Origin of the sequence: Duganella qianjiadongensis (assembly GCF_009857915.1) — a bacterium.
Lineage (GTDB): Bacteria > Pseudomonadota > Gammaproteobacteria > Burkholderiales > Burkholderiaceae_D > Rugamonas > Rugamonas qianjiadongensis.
Map to the genome: position 1 here is coordinate 101332 of NZ_WWCM01000014.1, position 18589 is coordinate 119920.

Here is an 18589-nt window from a genome sequence, read left to right on the forward strand (position 1 = left end):
GGCATGGCCGATGCACTGATCCGCTATCAGGTGATGAACCGCAAGGCAGCACGCAGCATGGTGCTGCTGCACGGTTTATACACGAGTGCCGGCTACTGGCTGCCGTATCTGCCCCTGCTGAGCGGCTTCCGCCTGATCCTGCTCACCATCGACTATCAGGCCATCCGCGACCTGCCGCCGTATATCGCCCGGCTGGAACAGCTGATCGAACAGCTGGCCGAGGGGCAGGCGGACACGGTGATTGCCCACTCGCTGGGCTGCCTGCTGGCGCACCAGCTGCCGCCCGAACGGCGCCGCCACAGCTACGAGATCTGCCCCGTGTATCTGGCCCGCCCGCGCGCCATTAGCACCTTTGTGGCGGAACTGGGCCAGCGCCTGCCCGCCACGCCCGCCGCCGGCGATGTGCAGGCCAGACTGGCCGACATCGGCGCCGCGCTGGCCCTGCACGGTAACGCCGCCGACCATGGCGCCATTCGCTACATCCCCGACGCCGACGCCTTTTTCAGCTACCGCGACGACCCGGCCCAGCGCCATTTCCACGGCGACCATTTCGACATCAGCGCGGCGCTGCAAGCAATCTGCGCCGAGCTGGGCTAAACTGGTCAAGGCTGCAATTACCGCCCTTTTCCCGCCGTGTTCGCGCCATGGCCTGCCGCCCTGTGCGGTTATAGTGGGCCAGCTCGCCACTACGGCGGAAATTGTTACCACTGTGCCGGAATGGATGGCGTAAAATTCTTGCGCCCGCGACCAGCATCCAGCTAGCTCCGCTTGAAAAGGTATGAACCGTATGAAAAAAGCTGCCCCGATCTATGTCACCCAGCCTTACCTGCCGCCGCTGGCAGAATTCATGCCGTATCTCGAGCAGATCTGGGACAACAAGGTGCTCACCAATGGCGGCCCGTTCCACCAGCAGCTGGAACAGGCGCTGTGCGAATATCTGGGTGTAGAGCATCTGGCGCTGTTCTCCAACGGCACGCTGGCGCTGATGACGGCGCTGCAGGCGCTGCGCATCACGGGCGAAGTGATCACCACGCCGTATTCGTTTGTCGCCACCAGCCACTCCATGCTGTGGAACGGCATCAAGCCAGTGTTCACCGACATCGATCCCGCCACCTTCAATCTTGATCCGGCCCGCATCGAAGCAGCAATCACGCCGCAGACCACGGCCATCATGCCGGTGCATTGCTATGGCTACCCTTGCGATGTGGACGCGATCCAGAAAATCGCCGATAACTACAACCTGAAAGTGATCTATGACGCCGCCCATGCCTTCGGCGTCAAAGTCGACGGCAACAGCCTGCTCAACTTCGGCGACCTGTCGGTGCTGAGCTTCCACGCCACCAAGGTCTTCAACACCTTCGAAGGCGGCGCCATCATCTGCAAGGATGCCACCACCAAGACCCGTATCGACCGTCTGAAGAACTTCGGCTTCGTCAACGAAACCACGGTAGTTGCACCCGGCATCAACGGCAAGATGAGCGAAATTAACGCCGCTTTCGGCCTGCTCCAGCTGCAGCATATCGATCAAGCGCTGCAGCGCCGTCAGGCCATAGACCGCGCCTACCGCGCAGGTCTGGCCGGCATACCGGGCCTGCAGGTGCCGGGCGCGCCCGCGGCCACCGACTGCAATTACTCGTATTTCCCCATCCTGATCGGGCCCGAATACGCGCTGAGCCGCGATGGCCTGTACGATGCGCTGAAGCAGCAGGAGATCTACGCACGGCGCTACTTCTACCCGCTGATCACCGACTTCCCCATGTACCGCAGCCTGCCTTCGGCCCATGCCGACAACCTGCCGATGGCCACCATCGCCGCAGCGCAGGTGCTGTGCCTGCCGATCTACCCCAACCTGTCGGACGACGACGTGCAGCGCATCATTGCGCTGTGCCGCAAGCCGGTCTGACTCAACCGCTCTGCACAACGCTGCGTACTGCCGTGAACACCACAGTCACGGCAGCGGCGGCGCCTTGCCCCACCATTGTTCCGGCTGGCATATCAGGGCGCACAGCATGTCGGCCATGGCATCGGCAAACTGCACGATTTCTTCCTCGCTGCGGGACGTCGAGGAAAACTCCTTGCCCACCGCGCCCAGCGTGGTCTTGACCAGATCGCGCACCAGCTCCCGCCGCTGCGGCCGTGCATGAGGCAGCACTTCTTCGATATAACTCTGGATAGTCTGCTCGGCGCTGGCCTTGATCTGCTGCGCTTCGGGCGCATCGCGGTACAGCGGCGCCGCGTCAGCCAGCGCCGTGCGCATGGTCGCCTCGGCACATTCGGAACGCAGAAAAGCCAGCACCAGCTGGCGCAGGCGCTGTAGCGGCGGCACGGCCCGATCGCTCAGGATAGCCACCAGCATGGCGGTGGTCTGCTGCCATTCGTCGGCCTGCAGGCGGAACAGGATCGCCGCCTTGTTAGGGAAGTACTGGTACACCGAGCCCACACTGACGCCAGCCTTCTCGGCCACCCGCGCCGTGGTGAAACGGGCCGCGCCATCACGCTGCAAAACCTGAATAGCTGCTTCCAGTATAGCTGCCACCAGACTGGCGGAACGCGCCTGTTTAGGCTGTTTTCTCGAGGAGATCTGCACTCTGGCGGGTCGGTTCATGGCGGGCTGGCGGAATGCGAATAGAAAAACTGGCGCTGACGCCGCATACTAAATGCGACGGATTCGTCACATTTTAACGGACGCATCGTCTTGAACCCCACTTTTTTCAGGAGCGATTATGACTACCCTTACGTCCCCCGCCATCAGCCGCCTGCTGGAACAGCTGTATGCCCGCGCCGATGCTGCCACCAGTCCGGCGCTGGCGCAGGTCAGCCCGGCCGAACAGGACCGCCTGTTGCGCAGCAAGACCGAGTATCTGCAGGTGTATAGCGCCATCAAGGAACTCTGGCTGCCGGTGTCGCGCGAGACGGGCAAGCTGCTGTATGCGCTGGCGCGTAGCGCTCAGGCCCGCCACATCATCGAGTTCGGCACCTCGTTCGGCATTTCCACCATCCACATGGCGGCGGCCCTGCGCGATAACGGTGGCGGACGCCTGATCACCACCGAGTTCGAGGCCGACAAACTGGCCGGCGCCGCCCGCCATTTCGCCGACGCCGGTCTGAGCGATCTGATCGAACTACGCGCCGGCGACGCGCTCGACACCCTCAGCCGCGACCTGCCGCAGCAGATCGATCTGGTACTGCTCGATGGCGCCAAAGCCCTGTACAACGACGTGCTGACGCTGCTGGAACCGCGCCTGCGCCCCGGCGCACTCATCCTGGCCGACAACGTCAACTACTGCCCCGAATATGTGGCACGGGTGCGCAGCGCCAGCAGCGGCTATCTGTCGGTGCCATTTGCCGAGGACATCGAATTGAGCTGCCGGCTGGCCTAGCGCCGCCGCTCAGGGCAGGAAGTAGGCCGGATTGGCCAGATCGGCCAGCAGGCCGGGCGCAGCCCGCGTCCAGCCCAGCAGGGCGCTAGTCCGGGCGCTGCTGGTCGGCATGTGCATGCCGGCAAAGCCGGCAAACCAGCCGAAGTGCTCGGGACCGCGCTCGGCCACGGGCAAGCCCAGCCCCTGACCGATGGCGGTGGCGATCTGGCGGAACGGGATGCCTGCTTCGTCGATGGCATGGTAGGCCGGCTGCTGCACCCCGCTTTCCAGCGCCAGCCGGTACAGCAGCGCCGCATCCTCGCGATGCACGGCAGGCCAGCAATTCTGGCCATCGCCCAGATAGGCCGACACGCCGGTCTGGCGCGCCAGATTGATCAGGATACGCATAAAGCCCTGATCGCCGATACCGTGCACACTGGGCGCCAGCCGCACGGTGGCAGCGCGTATGCCCTGCTGCGCCAGCGTGCGCGCCGCCGACTCGGAGCGGCGCGGATAGCTGGGCGTATCGGCCGGGATATCGGCCTCGGTGGCCGGCCGGCCCTGCGCCAGCATGGCCACGCCCGAGGTCACCAGCAGCGCTTTATCGCTACCGGCCAGAGCGGCGCCCAGCGCTGCAATGGCGCGCTGGTCCTGCGCGCAGTTCTCGGCAAAGCGGCTGAAATCGTGATTGAACGCCGTGTGGATCACCGCATCGGCCTGCGCCGCACTGTGCTGCAACAGGGCCAGATCATCGAGCGTGCCGATCACGCTGCCCGCGCCTATGGCGGCCAGCGCCGCCGCGCCGCTGCTGCTACGCACCAGCCCCGTCACCTGATGGCCGCCGTGCAGCAATTCGCGCACTACGGCAGAACCCACCCAGCCCGTTGCGCCTGTTACCAGTACCTGCATGATAGTTCCCTTCAATAACGTGATGGGTGTACTATCGCAGCCATGCTTATGCTGGTAAATAAGTTACCTTATACAGGTATAGCAACTAACAGGATCACCATGCCCACCGATCAGCTCACCCTCGCAAGCTATCTGAAAGACCGCCGCCAGCGGCTCGACGCCGTGGCGCTAGGTTACGGCTGCAGCCGGCGCCGCACGGCCGGACTGCGGCGCGAGGAAGTGGCCCAGCGCGCCCATATCAGCGCTACCTGGTACACCTGGCTGGAACAGGGCCGTGGCGGCGCACCGTCGCGCGCCGTACTGGACCGGCTGGCGGCGGCCCTGCTGCTGACAGATGTGGAACGCGAACATCTGTTTCTGCTGGCCTTCGGCCACGCACCGGAAATCCGCTATCCGCTACAGGACGGTATTACGCCGCGCCTGCAGAAAGTGCTTGATGCGCTGACCACCAGTCCGGCCCTGATCCGCAACGCCAGGTGGGATGTACTGGCATGGAACCGTGCAGCCAGCGCCGTGTTTGTCGACTATGCCACGCTGGCACCGGCCGAGCGCAATATGCTGCGGCTGTTTTTCCTCAATCCGGCCGTGCGGGCTGCGCAGCCCGACTGGTGGGCGGTAGCCCGCTACGTGGTGCCGGTCTTCCGTGCCGACGTAGCCCGCGCCGGTGCCACCGAAACCACCCGTACACTGGTGGCAGAACTGTGCCGCGACAGCAGCGAATTTGCCGCCCTCTGGAACACCAGCGACGTGCTGGAATTCGGCGAAGGGCAGAAGCAGCTCAACCACGCGCTGGCTGGCACTCTGGCGCTCGAATATTCGACGTTCGCCGTCGATGGCCGGCCCGATCTGTCGCTGCTGGTCTACACGCCGGCAGACGCATGCAGCCTCGAACGCATACAAGCGCTAATCCGTGACCAGCAATAGTGCCGTATGCTGTAGCGATATTCCAAACCAAGGCAGACAACATATGGGTAAAAATCGACTGGAAGCATTCAGCGATGGCGTGATCGCCATCATCATTACCATCATGGTGCTGGAACTGAAGGTACCGCATGGCACGAATCTGGCCGCGCTGGAACCGCTCTGGCCGGTGTTCTTCAGTTATGTGCTGAGCTTCATCTACGTGGGCATCTACTGGAACAATCACCACCATCTGATCCACACGGTCAGCCACGTGACCGGTGGTGCGCTGTGGGGCAATCTGCATCTGCTGTTCTGGCTCTCGCTGCTGCCGTTTGTCACCGGATGGGTAGGCGAAAACCACTTCGCCGCGCTGCCGCTGGCCTGCTACGGACTGGTGCTGTTCATGTGCAGCGTGGCCTATTTCATCCTTGCCAGCTGCCTCGCCAGCCATAACGCCGATCTCAAAAGAGCACTGGGCAAGGACCGCAAAGGCAAGCTCTCGACTCTGCTGTACGCGGCCGGCATCGTGCTGTCGTTCTCCCAGCCCATGGCCGGATTTGCCGTCTATGTGGCGGTAGCGGCATTGTGGTTTGTCCCCGACCGCCGCTTCGAACGGCAACAGTACTAGGCTGCACTCAGGCACGCACGGCTTTGGCGCTACGCTTGAGCAAGGCCGCCGACAGCATGTCGAACAGGGTGCGCGCTGCCGGTGCCATGATGTGGTGACGCCGGCTGATCAGCCCCAGCGTACGGGTAATCGAAGGATGCACCAGCGGCACACCAACCAGACCATCCGGCCGCTCAGGCAGCACCGATAGCCCCGGCACGGCGGCGACACCCATGCCCGCTTCCACCAGCGCGAGTATGCCCGATACGTGGTTAATTTCGCACACGATGGGCGGATGCTTTTCCACCCCGGCTAGCGCTGCATCGAGCAGACTGCGGTTGCCGCTCGACTTGGCCACCGAAATATAGCGCTCATTGACGGTATCCTTCCAGCTCAGCGTGCGCCGCTTGGCTAGGCGGTGATCACGCCGCATGGCCAGCACATAGCGCTCCACATAAATCGGCTGGAAATCCACCTCGGGGTTTTCCGCGCCGGTGAAATTGATACCGAAATCGGCCTCGCCGGCCAGCACCAGATTCAGCACGTCCTGCGCACTTTCGTCATGGATGCGCACCCGGATGCGGGGAAAACGCTCGCTAAACTGCTTAAGCACCGCTGGCAGGAAGTGCCACACGGCCGATGGCACGCAGGCGATCGTGACGGAGCCGGTCCGGTGCGCCGCCAGATCGGCTACGCCCAGTACGGCGTCCTCCAGTCCATCGAGTGCACCACGCACATTGACCAGAAAAGCCTGTCCCACATTGGTCAGCTGCACGCGCCGTGTGGTGCGTTCAAACAACTTCACACCGAGCACCTCTTCCAGTTTTTCGATGCGCCGGCTCAGGGCCGATTGCGACAGAAATAGGTCGCCCGCCGCCTGACGGAAGCTCTTGCGCTCGGCCACGGCAAGAAATGCCTGTAGATCCTGCAATTCATAATTGATGCGTGACATGCATTAATTCCTCAAAACATTGCGATTATCAAATTATGCCATTTGTTGGATGATCGGTTCTTTTCCATCCACGCCTCGGCAAGAAGGCGCAACAATTCAACGGAGACAACATGCGTCCACCCCGCCTGCTCACACTCGCTGTACTACTCGCTGCCAGCGGTAGCTGCCTTAGCCAGAATAACAACACACTGTATGGTATTGCCGACCTCGGCATGCGCAGCAGTAACGGCATGAACGCCAGCAATGGCCCCGTACCGACAGGCAGCACCAGCGCCGTCACAAGCGGCGTCAATAACACCAGCCGCTGGGGCCTGCGCGGCCAGGAAACTCTGGCCGATGGCTGGCAGGCCATCTACCAGCTCGAAGGCGGCATCAACCTCGATACCGGCACCTCCGCCAAGAGCGACCGCCTGTTCGACCGCCAGTCGTGGCTGGGCCTGAAGACCGGCTACGGCACCGTCAAGCTGGGACGCCAGACCAGCCTGCTGGTCGATGCCATGACTCCGGCCGATCCGCTCGGTATCCGCTTTGCTGCCTTCAATCCCAACGTCAATGTGGCGGCCCTGAGCAATACCGCCTTCGGCACCCACGCTTTCGGCCAGCAGTACGGCAACAGTGGCTATGCCGACAATTTCTACCGGCTCGACAATCTGGTCAAATACAGCAATAACTATGGCCCGCTGCAAGCCAGCGCCGCCTACTCGTTCGGCGAAGTGGCCGGCAACCAGACGGCACTGTCCACCCGCGGCGCCGCCCTGCTCTACCAGCAGAACAGTCTGCTGCTGTCGGGCGCCGTCACGCGCTTCTACAACCGCGACGCACTGACGCTCGATGCAGCCACCATCGGTACTGCCTACCAGCTCGACAGCTGGCAGTTCAAAGCCAATCTCGCCAGCAATAAGGCGGATACCGGCAGCCACCACAGCGTGCACCAGCGCGTAGCATCGGCCGGGGTCAGCCACCCGCTAGGCGCCGATCTGCTGCTGACCACGGCCTACTACCGGGTCCGACGCGAAGCCAGCGGCTACAAGGATGACGGCTACGACCGTGCCTTTGCCTTCCTCGAGAAGTCCCTGTCGCCACGCACCACGGCGTATCTGGAAGCCGACCGCACCAGCTGGAAAGCGGATGCTGCCGGCCTGACCGGCACGCTGGCCAATGCCCGCCACGCCACCGCGCTCACGCTTGGTCTGATGCAGAAATTCTGACCCCGCTTTTTTAAAAGGAACACCACATGTTAGCTATCCCTCTCAAGCGTAGCGCCCTGCTGCTCGCTACCGCGCTGGTGTTCGGCACCAGCACGGCCGCCGAAGTGCGCGTGGTTAGCTCGGGCGGCTTCGCTCAGGCCTACAAAAATCTGGCTGGCGCCTACCAGCAGCAGAGCGGCGACCAGCTGATCTCGGGCTGGGGACCATCCATGGGCAATACGGCCAATGCCATTCCGGCCCGGCTGGCCCGCGGCGAAACCATCGATGTCGTGATCATGGTCGGCGATGCACTCGACAAGCTGATGGCCGAGGGCAAACTGGAGCCGGGCAGCAAAGTCGTGCTGGCCAATTCGCCGATTGCCTGCGCTGTTCCGCAGGGCGCTGCCAAGCCCGATATCAGCACGCTGGAAGGACTCAGGCAGACCTTGCTGCAAGCGCGCCACGTGGCCTATTCCGATAGCGCCAGCGGCGAATACATCAAACACCAGCTGATGCGCAAGCTCGGCATCGCCGAACAGATGCAGGGCAAGGCAGCACAGATTCCGGCGACACCAGTGGGCGAAATCATCGCCCACGGCGAGGCCGATTTCGGCTGCCAGCAAAAGAGCGAGCTGCTGCCGGTAGCGGGCATCGAGATCGTCGGCCTGCTGCCGCAGGAAGTCCAGCTCAAAACCGAATTCTCGGCCGCGCTGGTGCGCAATGCGGCCGCGCCGGAAGCGGGCCGCGCCCTGCTGCGCTTCCTGTCCGCGCCGGCCAATGCGGCAGCGATTGCTGCCACAGGGCTGGAACCTGTGGCAGCCCGGCCTTAGCGCACCGCCCACTCATATTTCCTGATTTAAAAGGTATCCATCATGTCCAGTTACGCTTCCACTGCCGCCACGCTTGCGGCAGACCAGCCAGCCGAGCGCCGTAGCTCGCGCTTTTCCACGGTGATCCGTGTGACCAGCGGGAACTTCATCGAAATGTATGATTTCTTCCTGTTCGGTTTCTACGCCACCTATATCGCCAAAGCTTTCTTCCCCGCCAGCAGCGAATACGCGGCGCTAATGATGACGTTCGCCACCTTCGGCGCGGGTTTCTTCATGCGTCCGCTCGGCGCCATCATTCTGGGCAGCTATATCGACCGTATCGGCCGACGCAAAGGGCTGGTGCTGACGCTGGGCATCATGGCCTCGGGCACGGCCATGATCGCCTTTATCCCCGGCTATGCCAGCATCGGCCTGTGGGCGCCGTTCCTCGTGCTGATCGGCCGGCTGCTGCAGGGCTTCTCGGCCGGCGTGGAACTGGGCGGCGTTTCCGTCTATCTGTCGGAAATGGCCACACCCGGCAACAAGGGCTACTATGTGAGCTGGCAGTCGGCCAGCCAACAGGTGGCCATCATCTTCTCGGCGGCGCTCGGCTACTTCCTCAACGAGACCCTGAGCAAAGCCTTCATTGCCGACTGGGGCTGGCGCATTCCGTTCTTTATCGGCTGCTCCATCATTCCCGTAGTGTTCTACATCCGCCGCTCGCTGCAGGAAACCGAAGCCTATCTGGCGCAGAAAAGCCATCCGACCTTCGGCCAGATGATGAAGACCATCAGCCGCAACTGGCCTCTGGTGGTGGCCGGCACTATGCTGATCGTGCTGACCACGGTGGCGTTCTACCTGATCACGGTGTACACCCCGACCTTCGGCAAAAGCATCCTCAAGCTGAGCACCGAGGAAAGCCTGCTGGTGACGCTGTGCGTGGGCCTGTCCAATTTCATCTGGCTGCCGGTGATGGGCGCGCTGTCCGACCGGATAGGCCGCTGGCCCATCATGGCATTGTTCTCCGGCCTGACGGTGCTGACGGCCTATCCCGCTCTGTCGTGGCTGATCGCTAATCCCAGCTTCGGCCACATGGTGATGGTGGAACTGTGGCTGTCCTTCCTGTATGGCAGCTACAACGGCGCCACCATCGTGGCTCTGACGGAAATCATTCCGGCCAAGGTGCGCACTACCGGCTTCTCGCTAGCCTACAGTCTGGCCACGGCACTGTTTGGCGGCATGACCCCGCTGCTGTCTACCTGGCTGATCGAAAGCACCGGCGATAAGGCCGCACCCGGCTACTGGATGGCACTGGCCGGCGCTATCAGCCTGAGCGCTACCTGGCTGGTATACCGCGGCGTTGTACGCGAACGCCCGCTGGCGGAATAGGCCAGCACTGCGGGGCTGCCCATCTGATCCCAGCAGGTAGCCCCGCCTTGCGGAAAACCACCCGCATTTACTTCTTGTCAATTAACAGTCGTCATACTTACAATGTGCTTTTTTAATAACATTGAAAGATCATATGGCGCGCAATCACTGGGTGGGACTGATGCTGACAGCCTTAGTGCTCGGCGGATGCGGTGGCGGATCCGGTTCTTCCACCGCAACAGCACCCGCGCCAGTACCTGAACCACCGCCACCTGCTCCCGCTAGCCTGAAAGTCGCCTCGGGCGCCATCTCGCGCGTAGTGGCGCAAAATACCAGTGTACGCATCGAGGTCGTGGCGCAAGCGGCCAATTTCACTCCCAGCGGCACGCTATACGCCAGCGCCAGCGACGGCGACGGTCTGATGCGGGCAGCGGTGGCCGTGAGCAGCGACAGCAAGGGCAATTACACCTTCGCGCTCGATACGCAAGCGACCAAGGAAAGCGGCCACTACACCGGCAAGCTGACCATCAAACTGTGCAGCGACGAGGCCTGCAACACGGCGCAAGCCGTACCGTCGATCAGCGTCCCCTACGACATCACCGTGCACAGCGCCAACAGCGCATGGCCCGGCGACCAGCTCACGGCGCTAACGCCATGGACAGGCGTGCCGGACTGGGCCACCTTCCAGGGCAATAACGCGCATACCGGCTATGTGCCGGTCGAAATCCGGCCGGATCAGATGCAGCTGCGCTGGAAGCGCGGCCCCGTCAATAGCAGCAGCAGCGGCTACAATGCCAGCATCTCTCCGCTGGTGGCTGCCAGCGGCCGCTTTTTTGCCGGCAGTGATAAAAAGCTCACGGCCTATCAGGAAAGCGACGGCAAGGTACTGTGGTCCTATGACACCGCGGGCCTGAGCAACCCCGGCGTCAACCCGCCAGCCGTCGATAACGGCGTGGTGTATTTTGCTGCCGGCCAGCAGAACACCACCTACATGATCGCGCTCGACGCCACCGATGGCAGCGCGCGCATGAAGTCCGCCATGAGCTCGCAGTGGGAACACTACCTGTCGCCCATTGTGCAGGACGGCGCCATCTACACCAACGCAGGCAGCTATGGCGGCATGTATGCCTTTGCCGCTACTGGCGACCGGCTGTTCTTCCAGGGCCTGCCGCAGACTTCGATGTGGTCGCCTGCATCCGATGGCCGCAGCATCTTTGCCTACACGGGCGATGCGCTGACCATCTTGCAGCCTAAAACCGGCACGGTACTGTCTACTATCCGCGACAGCAACTTCTCCAACTACGTGTATCAGGTGGGCGGTGCGGCAGTGGTGGGCGCCAACGGCGGCGTGTATGCAGCAGCCTATGCCAACGGCTATCTGAATGACGGCGGCATCGGCAACCAGCTGGTGCGCTTCGATACGGCCAAAGGCTTCCTCGACTGGCGCGTGCCCGGCGTGTACCGCGTCACGCCGGCCTATGCCGACGGTGTGCTGTATGCACCGAACTTCAACCCCTACCGTCTGGAGGCGCGCGCGGAAACCGATGGCAAGCTGCTGTGGTCGTGGGTGCCGCCGCAGGGCAGTGAAATCAGCTTCCACGCTTCGCCGGTGGTGACCAAGAACCTGCTGTTCATCAGCACCAACGTCAACACCTACGCGCTGGACCTGAAAACCCGTAAAGTGGTGTGGAGCTATCCGGCGCCCGGCTATCTGGCCATCAGCGCCAGCGGTCTGCTGTACATCCAGAGCCCGGATGCACTAGTGACCGTCAACCTCAAATAGCATGGCGCTTGCGGACAGCGGCAAGGGCCGCGCAGCAGGCATCGATCTGCTGCGTGCGCTCGCCATCGTCCGCGTGATGCTGTATCACCTGAGCACTACTTGCCGGCAGTTCAGGCCAGTGCTTCGGCCGGGCCGAAGAACTCGTAACGGGCCTGCGCATCCGGCACGCCCAGTTCGGCCAGTTGTCGCTTGATGGCTTTCATAAATGGCTGAGGACCGAGGAAGTAGGCATCGACGTCGCGCGTTGCGGGCAGCCACTTGGCCAGTTGCTGGGTATTGAGGTAGCCGGTGGCATGGGCGCTGTCTGCATCGCCCGTTTCGTAGCAATAGAAGCGCTGCAATTGCGGATGCTGTTCTGCCAGCGCGTCGACCTGTGCGCGGAACGCATGCACACCCGCGTGGCGGGCCGCGTGGATGAAGTGCACCGGACGCTGGGTACGCAGCGCTGCAGTCAGCATCGGCAGCGTCGGCGTGATGCCCACGCCACCGCTGATCAGCACCAGCGGCTTGTCGCTCTGCGTCAGCACAAAGTCGCCAGCGGGCGGGAACACGTTCAGGCTAGCGCCCACTTCCAGCTGGTCATGCAGATAGTTCGATACCACGCCACCGGTTTCGCGCTTGACGCTGATGCGGTAGTTGCTGCCATTGGCTTCGGCCGAGAGCGAATACTGGCGGCGCAGGGGGCTGCCTGCCACCTCCACTTCGATACCGATGTACTGGCCCGGCAGATGCGCCACCACCTTGCCGCCATCGACAGGCGCCAGCGTGAAGGAAATGATTTCTTCGCTTTCCACCGCCTTCTGCGCCACTTTGAAACGGCGCGCGCCACGCCAGCCGCCTTCGGCCGCTGCGTTGTTCTGGTAGATCTGCTCTTCCGCACCGATCAGGATATCGGCCAGCTGGCCATAGGCTGCGCCCCATGCGGCCAGCACTTCATCCGTTGCCACATCGGCCCCCAGCACTTCGCGGATAGCCTTGAGCAGCGAAGCGCCGACGATGGGGTAGTGCTCGGGCAGGATCTGCAGCGCCACATGCTTGTTGATGATGGTAGACACCAGCGGGCCCAGCGCTTCCAGCCGGTCGATATTTTTTGCGTACATTAGCACGGCGTTAGCCAGCGCGCGCTGCTGCTTGCCTTCAATCTGATTGGACTGGTTAAACAATGGCTGCACCTGCGGGTAGTCGCGGAACATGGACAGATAAAAATGCCGCGTGAGAGTTTCGCCGCCCTGTTCCAGGATCGGTACGGTGGCGCTAATGATGGCTTTGTGTTCTTTGCTCAGCATAGGAATAACAGACTTTCTGAAGTGACGATGTAAACAAGTATATCAGATGAATCTTTTATCTGCTGACGCAGCGATCATCGCGCTGGCGTGTGCGCCAGCGCATGCGTACCGGCCATTCAGGCTGGCGCCTTAGAGCCCTTGCGCCTTGAGCGCGGCGATTTCGAAGTCGCCATCATCCACCAGCCGCTCCCAGCCCGCGAATTTGCCCACGCCTAGCGAGCGCGCCATCGATAGCAGCAGGCTCTGTCCCGCTGCCGGGCGGTCAGGCATCAACTGGTACACCGGATCGGCAAAAGCGGCAGCAGGCGTGGTGATGCTCCAGCCCATGCTCTCGAACTGGGCGATGGCATCGTCAAGCCAGAGCGCGTTGATCAGGTTATGGTGCAGCAGGATCACCTGCGCAATATCGCGTCCCTGCAACTGCTGCGCCAGTGCCCGATAGGCCAGCGCCCGCTGGCGCAAGTGGGCAAGGTAAGCCTGCTTGATGGCGCTGAGGTCCGCATTCGGATCAGCACGCAGCACTTCGACCAGTTTTTCGTCGAGACGCCAGTCGCTGGTATCCAGACTCACGTAAGCGTTGCGGTAGCCTTTATCGCGCAGGAAGACGCGCATGCCATCACGCTTTTCCGGCGTATTGCCTTCGCGTAGATAGGTGTAGCGGAACCACTTCTGGTAGCCGGGCAGCGTGGCGATAATGCGGTCGCAGTCCAGCACTTCCTGCTGATACTGCGTCAGCGTCAGCTTGCTGCTGTGCAGATCCGGATGGGTCATGGTGTGGTTGCCCACGGCATGGCCCGCCGCACCCCAGGCCTGCGCCAGCGCATAGCCCTCGGGCCGGTCGGCGCCATTGCCCGCCGTGACAAACAGGGCTGCCTTGACGTGATGCTTGGCCAGCGCCGCCAGCAGGGCCTCGTTGCGCTGCTGCGGCGTGAGTAAAGGCGTCTGCTCCAGCCGAGGACCATCATCGAAGGTGAATGCCACCGACTGCGCCTGTGCCGCAGCAGCCAGCGTGAAGCAGGCAGCGGCAGCCAGTGCCATGCGGGCCAGCGTTTTGTACATGAAAGTATGCATCAAAATCCTATGAAAATAAAAAAGCCCTGTAGATCAGCGACCTACAGGGCTCTTGCGGAATATCGGAACTGACCGGAATTAGAACGGTTATGAGAATTTTTAAAGCGTAAACAACGAAAAATTCCCGCCGCTGTTGTAAATCCATAGAAGGCATCAAGGAAAATGTAAATAAGACGTCACTTAAGGGTTCATTGTTTACACTTATGCGATTTACAATGTTCGACAAGTGAGAGAGTAAGGCCGCTTCATAAGCTGGAGGAAGACTAGAAAGAGCTTACGCTATCCCCCCGTGGCGGTTTGTGCCACAAAGGTAACACCAGCTACAAGTTTTTTGAAGGTGATGCTCAGAGTTTTCAATTTTTTCAAGTTCATCTCCAGTCCTCCATCCGCAGTAAGATTGACGCGATACTGCATGAGTTGAGTGCTATGCTTGGGGGCTATAAATTGGCCATGAGCCTACTGCTTGCGACTTCGCGGGAGTGATATGGTGGAACTCCGATACCTGAGGCGCCGTAAGTTCTCTCTGAAGAAGGTAGGTTGTAATAAACGCTACCGGAGACCGACAATGAAATAATATCGACAAGCAAGGATTCACGCAAGTTTCATGCTTCCGCATAGCTTTCGAAAATTGCATTGTAGACAATCTCCCAACAAGAACAGAAATCTGCGGTGGCTGCGTCCAAGTAGCAATAATTGCCACGATTGCAATATCGCGGCATAATTGGGACCTGTAACTTGGAGGGAAATTTTGCGTATTAATCACGCCATCCTGATCCGTACTCTTCCCGCAGACCGTCTGGAGGACTTCGTTAACGACTGGCTGGCTCAGCGTTACAAAGATTACCATTCCCACGAGCTTTGGCGAGGATCCGGTGATATGGGCCGTGATGTTACAGGCTATGTCACGGGCAAGCGTATGGAAGGCCCATGGGACAATTTCCAGTGCAAGCAACTCAATAGAAGTCTCTCCGAGAAGTCGGCCTTTATCGAACTCGGTAAGATCTTCATGCACTCCGCGGACGGAGCCTATTCTTTACCGCGATCGTACTTCTTCGTTGCGCCACTTGGCGTTGCTCGGTCCGTGCAGCAGTTCCTCGCCCATCCTGAACGACTCAGGCAGGCCTTCCTTGATAAATGGGATTCAGACATAGCTGACAAGCTCGTCGACAAAAAGACTATTCCTCTGAGCCCTAATATTGAAGCAAAGATCAACGCCTTTGATTTCACTAAGATCCATTGGCTGGACTCCACACGACTTGCAAATGATGCTGCCTGCAAACCTGTGTTAGTAAAGTGGTTCAATGAAGACCCTGGACCTTCTCCACGAGGCGTGGTACCTGCAGAGATACAAGAGAACGAGTCTGCATATATCAGTCAACTTCTCAAGCTATATTCCGAGATAGATTCTGGCATTTACCCGGACGTCGCGGCCGCGTTGGCCAGCGTTGAGTTCGGTACCCATCTGCGCGACCAACGAACCCGCTTCTTCGACTCGGTAGCGTTCGACCGCTTTTACAGGGACTCAACGCCCACTGAATATTTAAATACGTTTAAGGACGAAATCTACCATGGTGTAGTCGAAATACATCGCGACAAACATCAGGATGGCCTAACAAAGCTCAGCCAAGTAATGAAACAGGCCGCCGTCATACAACCGTCTGGTGTTCTGGGCAAATATGCAGGGCCGCAGGTCAAGCAGGGCACTTGCCACCAATTCGCAAATGAAGGGCGCCTGCCATGGCATCGATAGAAGACAAAGTTTGGAGTGTCCCTCCCTTCAACAGCAAGCTCGAAACCGGCATCCGAGCACTAGTGGTACTAGAGGCGTTTTACCCCCGCCGCTGTGATCTAGCGGAGATGACATGGTTCGATCATTTGGTTGTTCACACTGGTGATCTCGATGGCCACGACGTACCTGAAAGTCTCCATCCTGACCTTCCTAACCACACCGGAGAGTTACTCGTTCGTCGGCAGTTGGTAGAGCAAAGCATGCGCATAATGCAACAGATGCACCTCATCGAAGTGTTCGAATGCGAAACAGGAATTGAATTTTGTGCTGGCGAAGAGGCCCCGAGCTACCTCGGCCTCTTGCAAACACCCTATTCGCTCGCGTTGAAGCAACGTGCCAAATGGATGGCAAATTACTTTATCGATCAAACGGCGACAGAGATGCGGGTACTAATCGAAAATAGAGTTGGGCGGTGGACTGCCGAGTTCCAGATCACTGAGACACAAATAGGATTATTGAAATGACCGGCATCCGACTTCGCCACCTTACCTTTACCGGCCCCAACGTCCAAGCTGCTGAACTCGGATTTGATGACGGGCTCAATATTATTTACGGCGCCTCGAATACCGGTAAGTCTTTCACCTCGAAAGCGATTCTCTTCATGCTGGGCGTGTCGAAGAGCTTGCCTAAGACCGAGGAGATTCTTGCATACGATGCAGCTTGGTTGGGCCTGACTCTGCCCGATGGTCGCGACGTCACGCTTTATCGCGCTACCGACGGTGGCCACTTTAAACTCCATGAAGGTTTGATCAAGAAGGCCGGGATCGGCGACGGCATCTCGCTAAATCAAAAGCATGACTCCAAACGAACCGACTCCGTCTCACAGATGTTACTCAATGTGATGGGGTTTGCCGGCAAGCAAATCGTACGCGATGGCAATGGAAACAAAGATAACTTGTCTATATTCCTTTTGTCGCCGTATGCCGTCGTCTCAGAGGAAGATATCATCGCCGAAAAGAGTCCCGTATCGTCGCCGACCGCACTCCGGATGCGAGCCACGATGGCAGCAGGTGTCTCATGGTCGTAGTATTTATTCTGCTTCACGTCCTTCCTCCCAGACCACATGGCTATGTCAAGCTGGCTCAAGCCTCCGGCCTGAGCGAGCGTGTTCAAGTAGTGGCGGAACTGATGTGTGTGGACTCGAATCGGACTACCATCCAACTCATAAAAACCATAACAGTCAAAGATGGACTGAACGCCAGTGGTTGACCGCGCGCCAAGCCGGTTATGAATTTGCGGGTGCGTCACTGGCTCAATCACGCTGCGAATGCGTGTTTTAGCGGCACTCAATGCATTACGCTGGATCACGAAAAGCGCCTCGCTGTACTTGAGACCTGTTTTCTGGTCCGCGACAGGAAACCCTCGTGGCAGTTGTTTAATCACGGCCACTTCGACATCACTGAAACGAACGTAAGCGCTCTTCCCGCGCATATGCTTGGGAATTTGATGTGTATTGCACCACACGATTGGAACACCTTTTTTCACCGGGCCAGCAAAGATGATTTCCCCAACATCTGCCATGCTCAACCATTCTTCTGTTCGGAAGTGCTCAGTATCTTCCGTCAGATAAAGGCCATTCGGATTCTCCTCATACCAACGTGCAATTTTTCGCGCCTCATCAGTCAGTCCTCGGATTTTCCCGACTGCCTCTTCGACAACACTCGTCATTGATGGAATAATCCACTTCACCATCGGTGCTGCCCCCTTCGCGGGCCACCATCTCAAACCATAAGCATCTTCATCAGAACTTTCGCGTTTCTGACGAACCTCGCAATCGACCGGAAGGCTAAGCACCTCACTGATACGATCTGGCGCCGAGCACAGAATTGCTGTGATCGACGACACTAGGACATTTCCCGGTTCAGTAGCTAAAAGAAACACCTTGGGCAATGCATTGAGCGCAGCCTGACTTGGCATCTTGGCCTCCCGACGCTCATCAGCCTCCTTGCCAACTCTGACTGTATCGACCGGCCTTTTTATCGGATTCCGCCACTGAACTGGTATGTCAGATAAAGCATTGTCCCGAATGAAATCAGAGATTTTTTCAAGTTGGCCACCGACTCTATAAGCAACGGTCGCAGCTCCCCGCCCATGCAAAAGCTGAGCTGCGCGGTTCAGAACATGACTATCGATTCGCACAGGATCTCCTGCGCCTGTCTCAAGCAAGGCTGCTTCTAGGGCACGCAGCGCGCCTATGCGCGCGCCAACGCTATGTGACGGATTCATGCCTTGCTGGTATCGCATGTAAGACTTCGCGAAGGACTTGAACGGTTCACGCATCATGACAAGTTCGCGCTTGTTACAGGTGTCAAGGTTGCTGAATACCATTCGCACCGCACTTTTTTTTCCTGATAATTTGATGGTATCGGAAACGTTCCAGATATCGCCATCAAAATCCAAAGTCTCGCCAAATATCGTCAACTTCGTCCTGCACAGATCTGAACCGTTCCGGAAAACTGGGAGGCTCCATTATTTGAGAAAATGGATCTATGAAAAAATCTAAGCACTCGCCCGAAGTAATCGAACGCTCCGTCCGTATGGTCATGGAATGCCAAGGCGAGCACAG

At 59.6% G+C, this 18589-nt stretch carries 17 protein-coding genes; 11 read left to right on the forward strand and 6 right to left on the reverse strand.

The genetic code is table 11. The features are described 5' to 3' along the window. Nucleotides 1-3 precede the first annotated feature (3 nt). Nucleotides 4-597: an alpha/beta fold hydrolase gene (locus GTP27_RS18090; RefSeq protein WP_161040555.1), complete on the forward strand. Its 594-nt coding sequence runs from the start codon at nt 4-6 to the stop codon at nt 595-597. A gap of 190 nt (nt 598-787) precedes the next feature. Then, complete coding sequence (gene vioA, locus GTP27_RS18095; RefSeq protein ID WP_161040576.1) at nt 788-1903, forward strand: dTDP-4-amino-4,6-dideoxy-D-glucose aminotransferase VioA; 1116 nt, start codon at nt 788-790, stop codon at nt 1901-1903. 45 nt (nt 1904-1948) lie between these two features. Here vioA and GTP27_RS18100 read toward each other — a convergent pair whose 3' ends face one another. Beyond that, entirely contained in the window at nt 1949-2605 is a 657-nt protein-coding gene (locus GTP27_RS18100; RefSeq protein WP_161040556.1) for a TetR/AcrR family transcriptional regulator, read from the reverse strand. Between the two features lie 115 nt (nt 2606-2720). On the opposite strand from GTP27_RS18100, the gene GTP27_RS18105 reads away from it, so the two are divergent. Further along, nucleotides 2721-3380 carry an O-methyltransferase gene (locus GTP27_RS18105; RefSeq protein WP_371865946.1) on the forward strand — a complete coding sequence of 220 codons (660 nt, stop codon included), beginning with the start codon at nt 2721-2723 and terminating at the stop codon, nt 3378-3380. Nucleotides 3381-3389: 9 nt separating this feature from the next. Here the strand turns inward: GTP27_RS18105 and GTP27_RS18110 are convergent, their stop codons facing one another. After that, a complete protein-coding gene (locus GTP27_RS18110; protein ID WP_161040558.1) occupies nt 3390-4268 on the reverse strand; it encodes an SDR family oxidoreductase in 879 nt (292 codons plus the stop codon). 99 nt (nt 4269-4367) lie between these two features. Here GTP27_RS18110 and GTP27_RS18115 point away from each other — a divergent pair, with 99 nt between their 5' ends. Continuing rightward, nucleotides 4368-5192: a helix-turn-helix transcriptional regulator gene (locus tag GTP27_RS18115; protein ID WP_161040559.1), complete on the forward strand. Its 825-nt coding sequence runs from the start codon at nt 4368-4370 to the stop codon at nt 5190-5192. 43 nt (nt 5193-5235) lie between these two features. Further along, nucleotides 5236-5799: a TMEM175 family protein gene (locus GTP27_RS18120; protein WP_161040560.1), complete on the forward strand. Its 564-nt coding sequence runs from the start codon at nt 5236-5238 to the stop codon at nt 5797-5799. 7 nt (nt 5800-5806) lie between these two features. On the opposite strand, the gene GTP27_RS18125 is transcribed toward GTP27_RS18120, so the two are convergent. Continuing rightward, nucleotides 5807-6730, reverse strand: a complete 924-nt coding sequence (locus GTP27_RS18125) for a LysR family transcriptional regulator (protein ID WP_161040561.1) — start codon at nt 6728-6730, stop codon at nt 5807-5809. A 110-nt stretch (nt 6731-6840) separates the two neighbouring features. On the opposite strand from GTP27_RS18125, the gene GTP27_RS18130 reads away from it, so the two are divergent. From GTP27_RS18130 to GTP27_RS18145, 4 genes are all read left to right on the forward strand, one after another. Then, entirely contained in the window at nt 6841-7938 is a 1098-nt protein-coding gene (locus GTP27_RS18130; protein ID WP_161040562.1) for a porin, read from the forward strand. A gap of 26 nt (nt 7939-7964) precedes the next feature. Beyond that, the gene (locus GTP27_RS18135; protein ID WP_161040563.1) at nt 7965-8747 is read left to right on the forward strand and encodes a substrate-binding domain-containing protein; all 783 of its coding nucleotides are present in this window, start codon (nt 7965-7967) and stop codon (nt 8745-8747) included. 42 nt (nt 8748-8789) lie between these two features. Beyond that, nucleotides 8790-10115, forward strand: a complete 1326-nt coding sequence (locus GTP27_RS18140) for an MFS transporter (protein ID WP_161040564.1) — start codon at nt 8790-8792, stop codon at nt 10113-10115. A 160-nt stretch (nt 10116-10275) separates the two neighbouring features. Next, a complete protein-coding gene (locus GTP27_RS18145) occupies nt 10276-11877 on the forward strand; it encodes an outer membrane protein assembly factor BamB family protein (protein ID WP_161040565.1) in 1602 nt (533 codons plus the stop codon). A 110-nt stretch (nt 11878-11987) separates the two neighbouring features. Here the strand turns inward: GTP27_RS18145 and hmpA are convergent, their stop codons facing one another. Together hmpA and GTP27_RS18155 are read right to left on the reverse strand one after the other, a co-directional pair. Next, nucleotides 11988-13163, reverse strand: coding sequence for an NO-inducible flavohemoprotein (hmpA, locus tag GTP27_RS18150; RefSeq protein ID WP_161040566.1), 1176 nt, complete (start codon nt 13161-13163; stop codon nt 11988-11990). Nucleotides 13164-13292: 129 nt separating this feature from the next. After that, entirely contained in the window at nt 13293-14234 is a 942-nt protein-coding gene (locus GTP27_RS18155) for a polysaccharide deacetylase family protein (RefSeq protein WP_229634161.1), read from the reverse strand. A 748-nt stretch (nt 14235-14982) separates the two neighbouring features. On the opposite strand from GTP27_RS18155, the gene GTP27_RS18160 reads away from it, so the two are divergent. Further along, nucleotides 14983-15984, forward strand: coding sequence for an ABC-three component system protein (locus tag GTP27_RS18160; RefSeq protein WP_202416913.1), 1002 nt, complete (start codon nt 14983-14985; stop codon nt 15982-15984). Continuing rightward, nucleotides 15972-16487, forward strand: a complete 516-nt coding sequence (locus tag GTP27_RS18165) for an ABC-three component system middle component 2 (RefSeq protein ID WP_161040567.1) — start codon at nt 15972-15974, stop codon at nt 16485-16487. Before GTP27_RS18160 ends, GTP27_RS18165 begins: the two co-directional genes overlap by 13 nt. A 322-nt stretch (nt 16488-16809) precedes the next feature. Here GTP27_RS18165 and GTP27_RS23670 read toward each other — a convergent pair whose 3' ends face one another. Then, complete coding sequence (locus GTP27_RS23670; protein WP_202416914.1) at nt 16810-18444, reverse strand: integrase; 1635 nt, start codon at nt 18442-18444, stop codon at nt 16810-16812. Nucleotides 18445-18589 lie beyond the last annotated feature (145 nt).

Excerpts from the sequence above, each read along its gene's own strand:
- GTP27_RS18090 (WP_161040555.1), top strand. The coding sequence starts at position 4 with ATGGCCGATGCACTGATCCGCTATCAGGTGATGAACCGCAAGGCAGCA.
- vioA (WP_161040576.1), top strand. The coding sequence starts at position 788 with ATGAAAAAAGCTGCCCCGATCTATGTCACCCAGCCTTACCTGCCGCCG.
- GTP27_RS18100 (WP_161040556.1), bottom strand. The coding sequence starts at position 2,605 with ATGAACCGACCCGCCAGAGTGCAGATCTCCTCGAGAAAACAGCCTAAA.
- GTP27_RS18110 (WP_161040558.1), bottom strand. The coding sequence starts at position 4,268 with ATGCAGGTACTGGTAACAGGCGCAACGGGCTGGGTGGGTTCTGCCGTA.
- GTP27_RS18115 (WP_161040559.1), top strand. The coding sequence starts at position 4,368 with ATGCCCACCGATCAGCTCACCCTCGCAAGCTATCTGAAAGACCGCCGC.
- GTP27_RS18120 (WP_161040560.1), top strand. The coding sequence starts at position 5,236 with ATGGGTAAAAATCGACTGGAAGCATTCAGCGATGGCGTGATCGCCATC.
- GTP27_RS18125 (WP_161040561.1), bottom strand. The coding sequence starts at position 6,730 with ATGTCACGCATCAATTATGAATTGCAGGATCTACAGGCATTTCTTGCC.
- GTP27_RS18130 (WP_161040562.1), top strand. The coding sequence starts at position 6,841 with ATGCGTCCACCCCGCCTGCTCACACTCGCTGTACTACTCGCTGCCAGC.
- GTP27_RS18135 (WP_161040563.1), top strand. The coding sequence starts at position 7,965 with ATGTTAGCTATCCCTCTCAAGCGTAGCGCCCTGCTGCTCGCTACCGCG.
- GTP27_RS18140 (WP_161040564.1), top strand. The coding sequence starts at position 8,790 with ATGTCCAGTTACGCTTCCACTGCCGCCACGCTTGCGGCAGACCAGCCA.
- GTP27_RS18145 (WP_161040565.1), top strand. The coding sequence starts at position 10,276 with ATGCTGACAGCCTTAGTGCTCGGCGGATGCGGTGGCGGATCCGGTTCT.
- hmpA (WP_161040566.1), bottom strand. The coding sequence starts at position 13,163 with ATGCTGAGCAAAGAACACAAAGCCATCATTAGCGCCACCGTACCGATC.
- GTP27_RS18155 (WP_229634161.1), bottom strand. The coding sequence starts at position 14,234 with ATGCATACTTTCATGTACAAAACGCTGGCCCGCATGGCACTGGCTGCC.
- GTP27_RS18165 (WP_161040567.1), top strand. The coding sequence starts at position 15,972 with ATGGCATCGATAGAAGACAAAGTTTGGAGTGTCCCTCCCTTCAACAGC.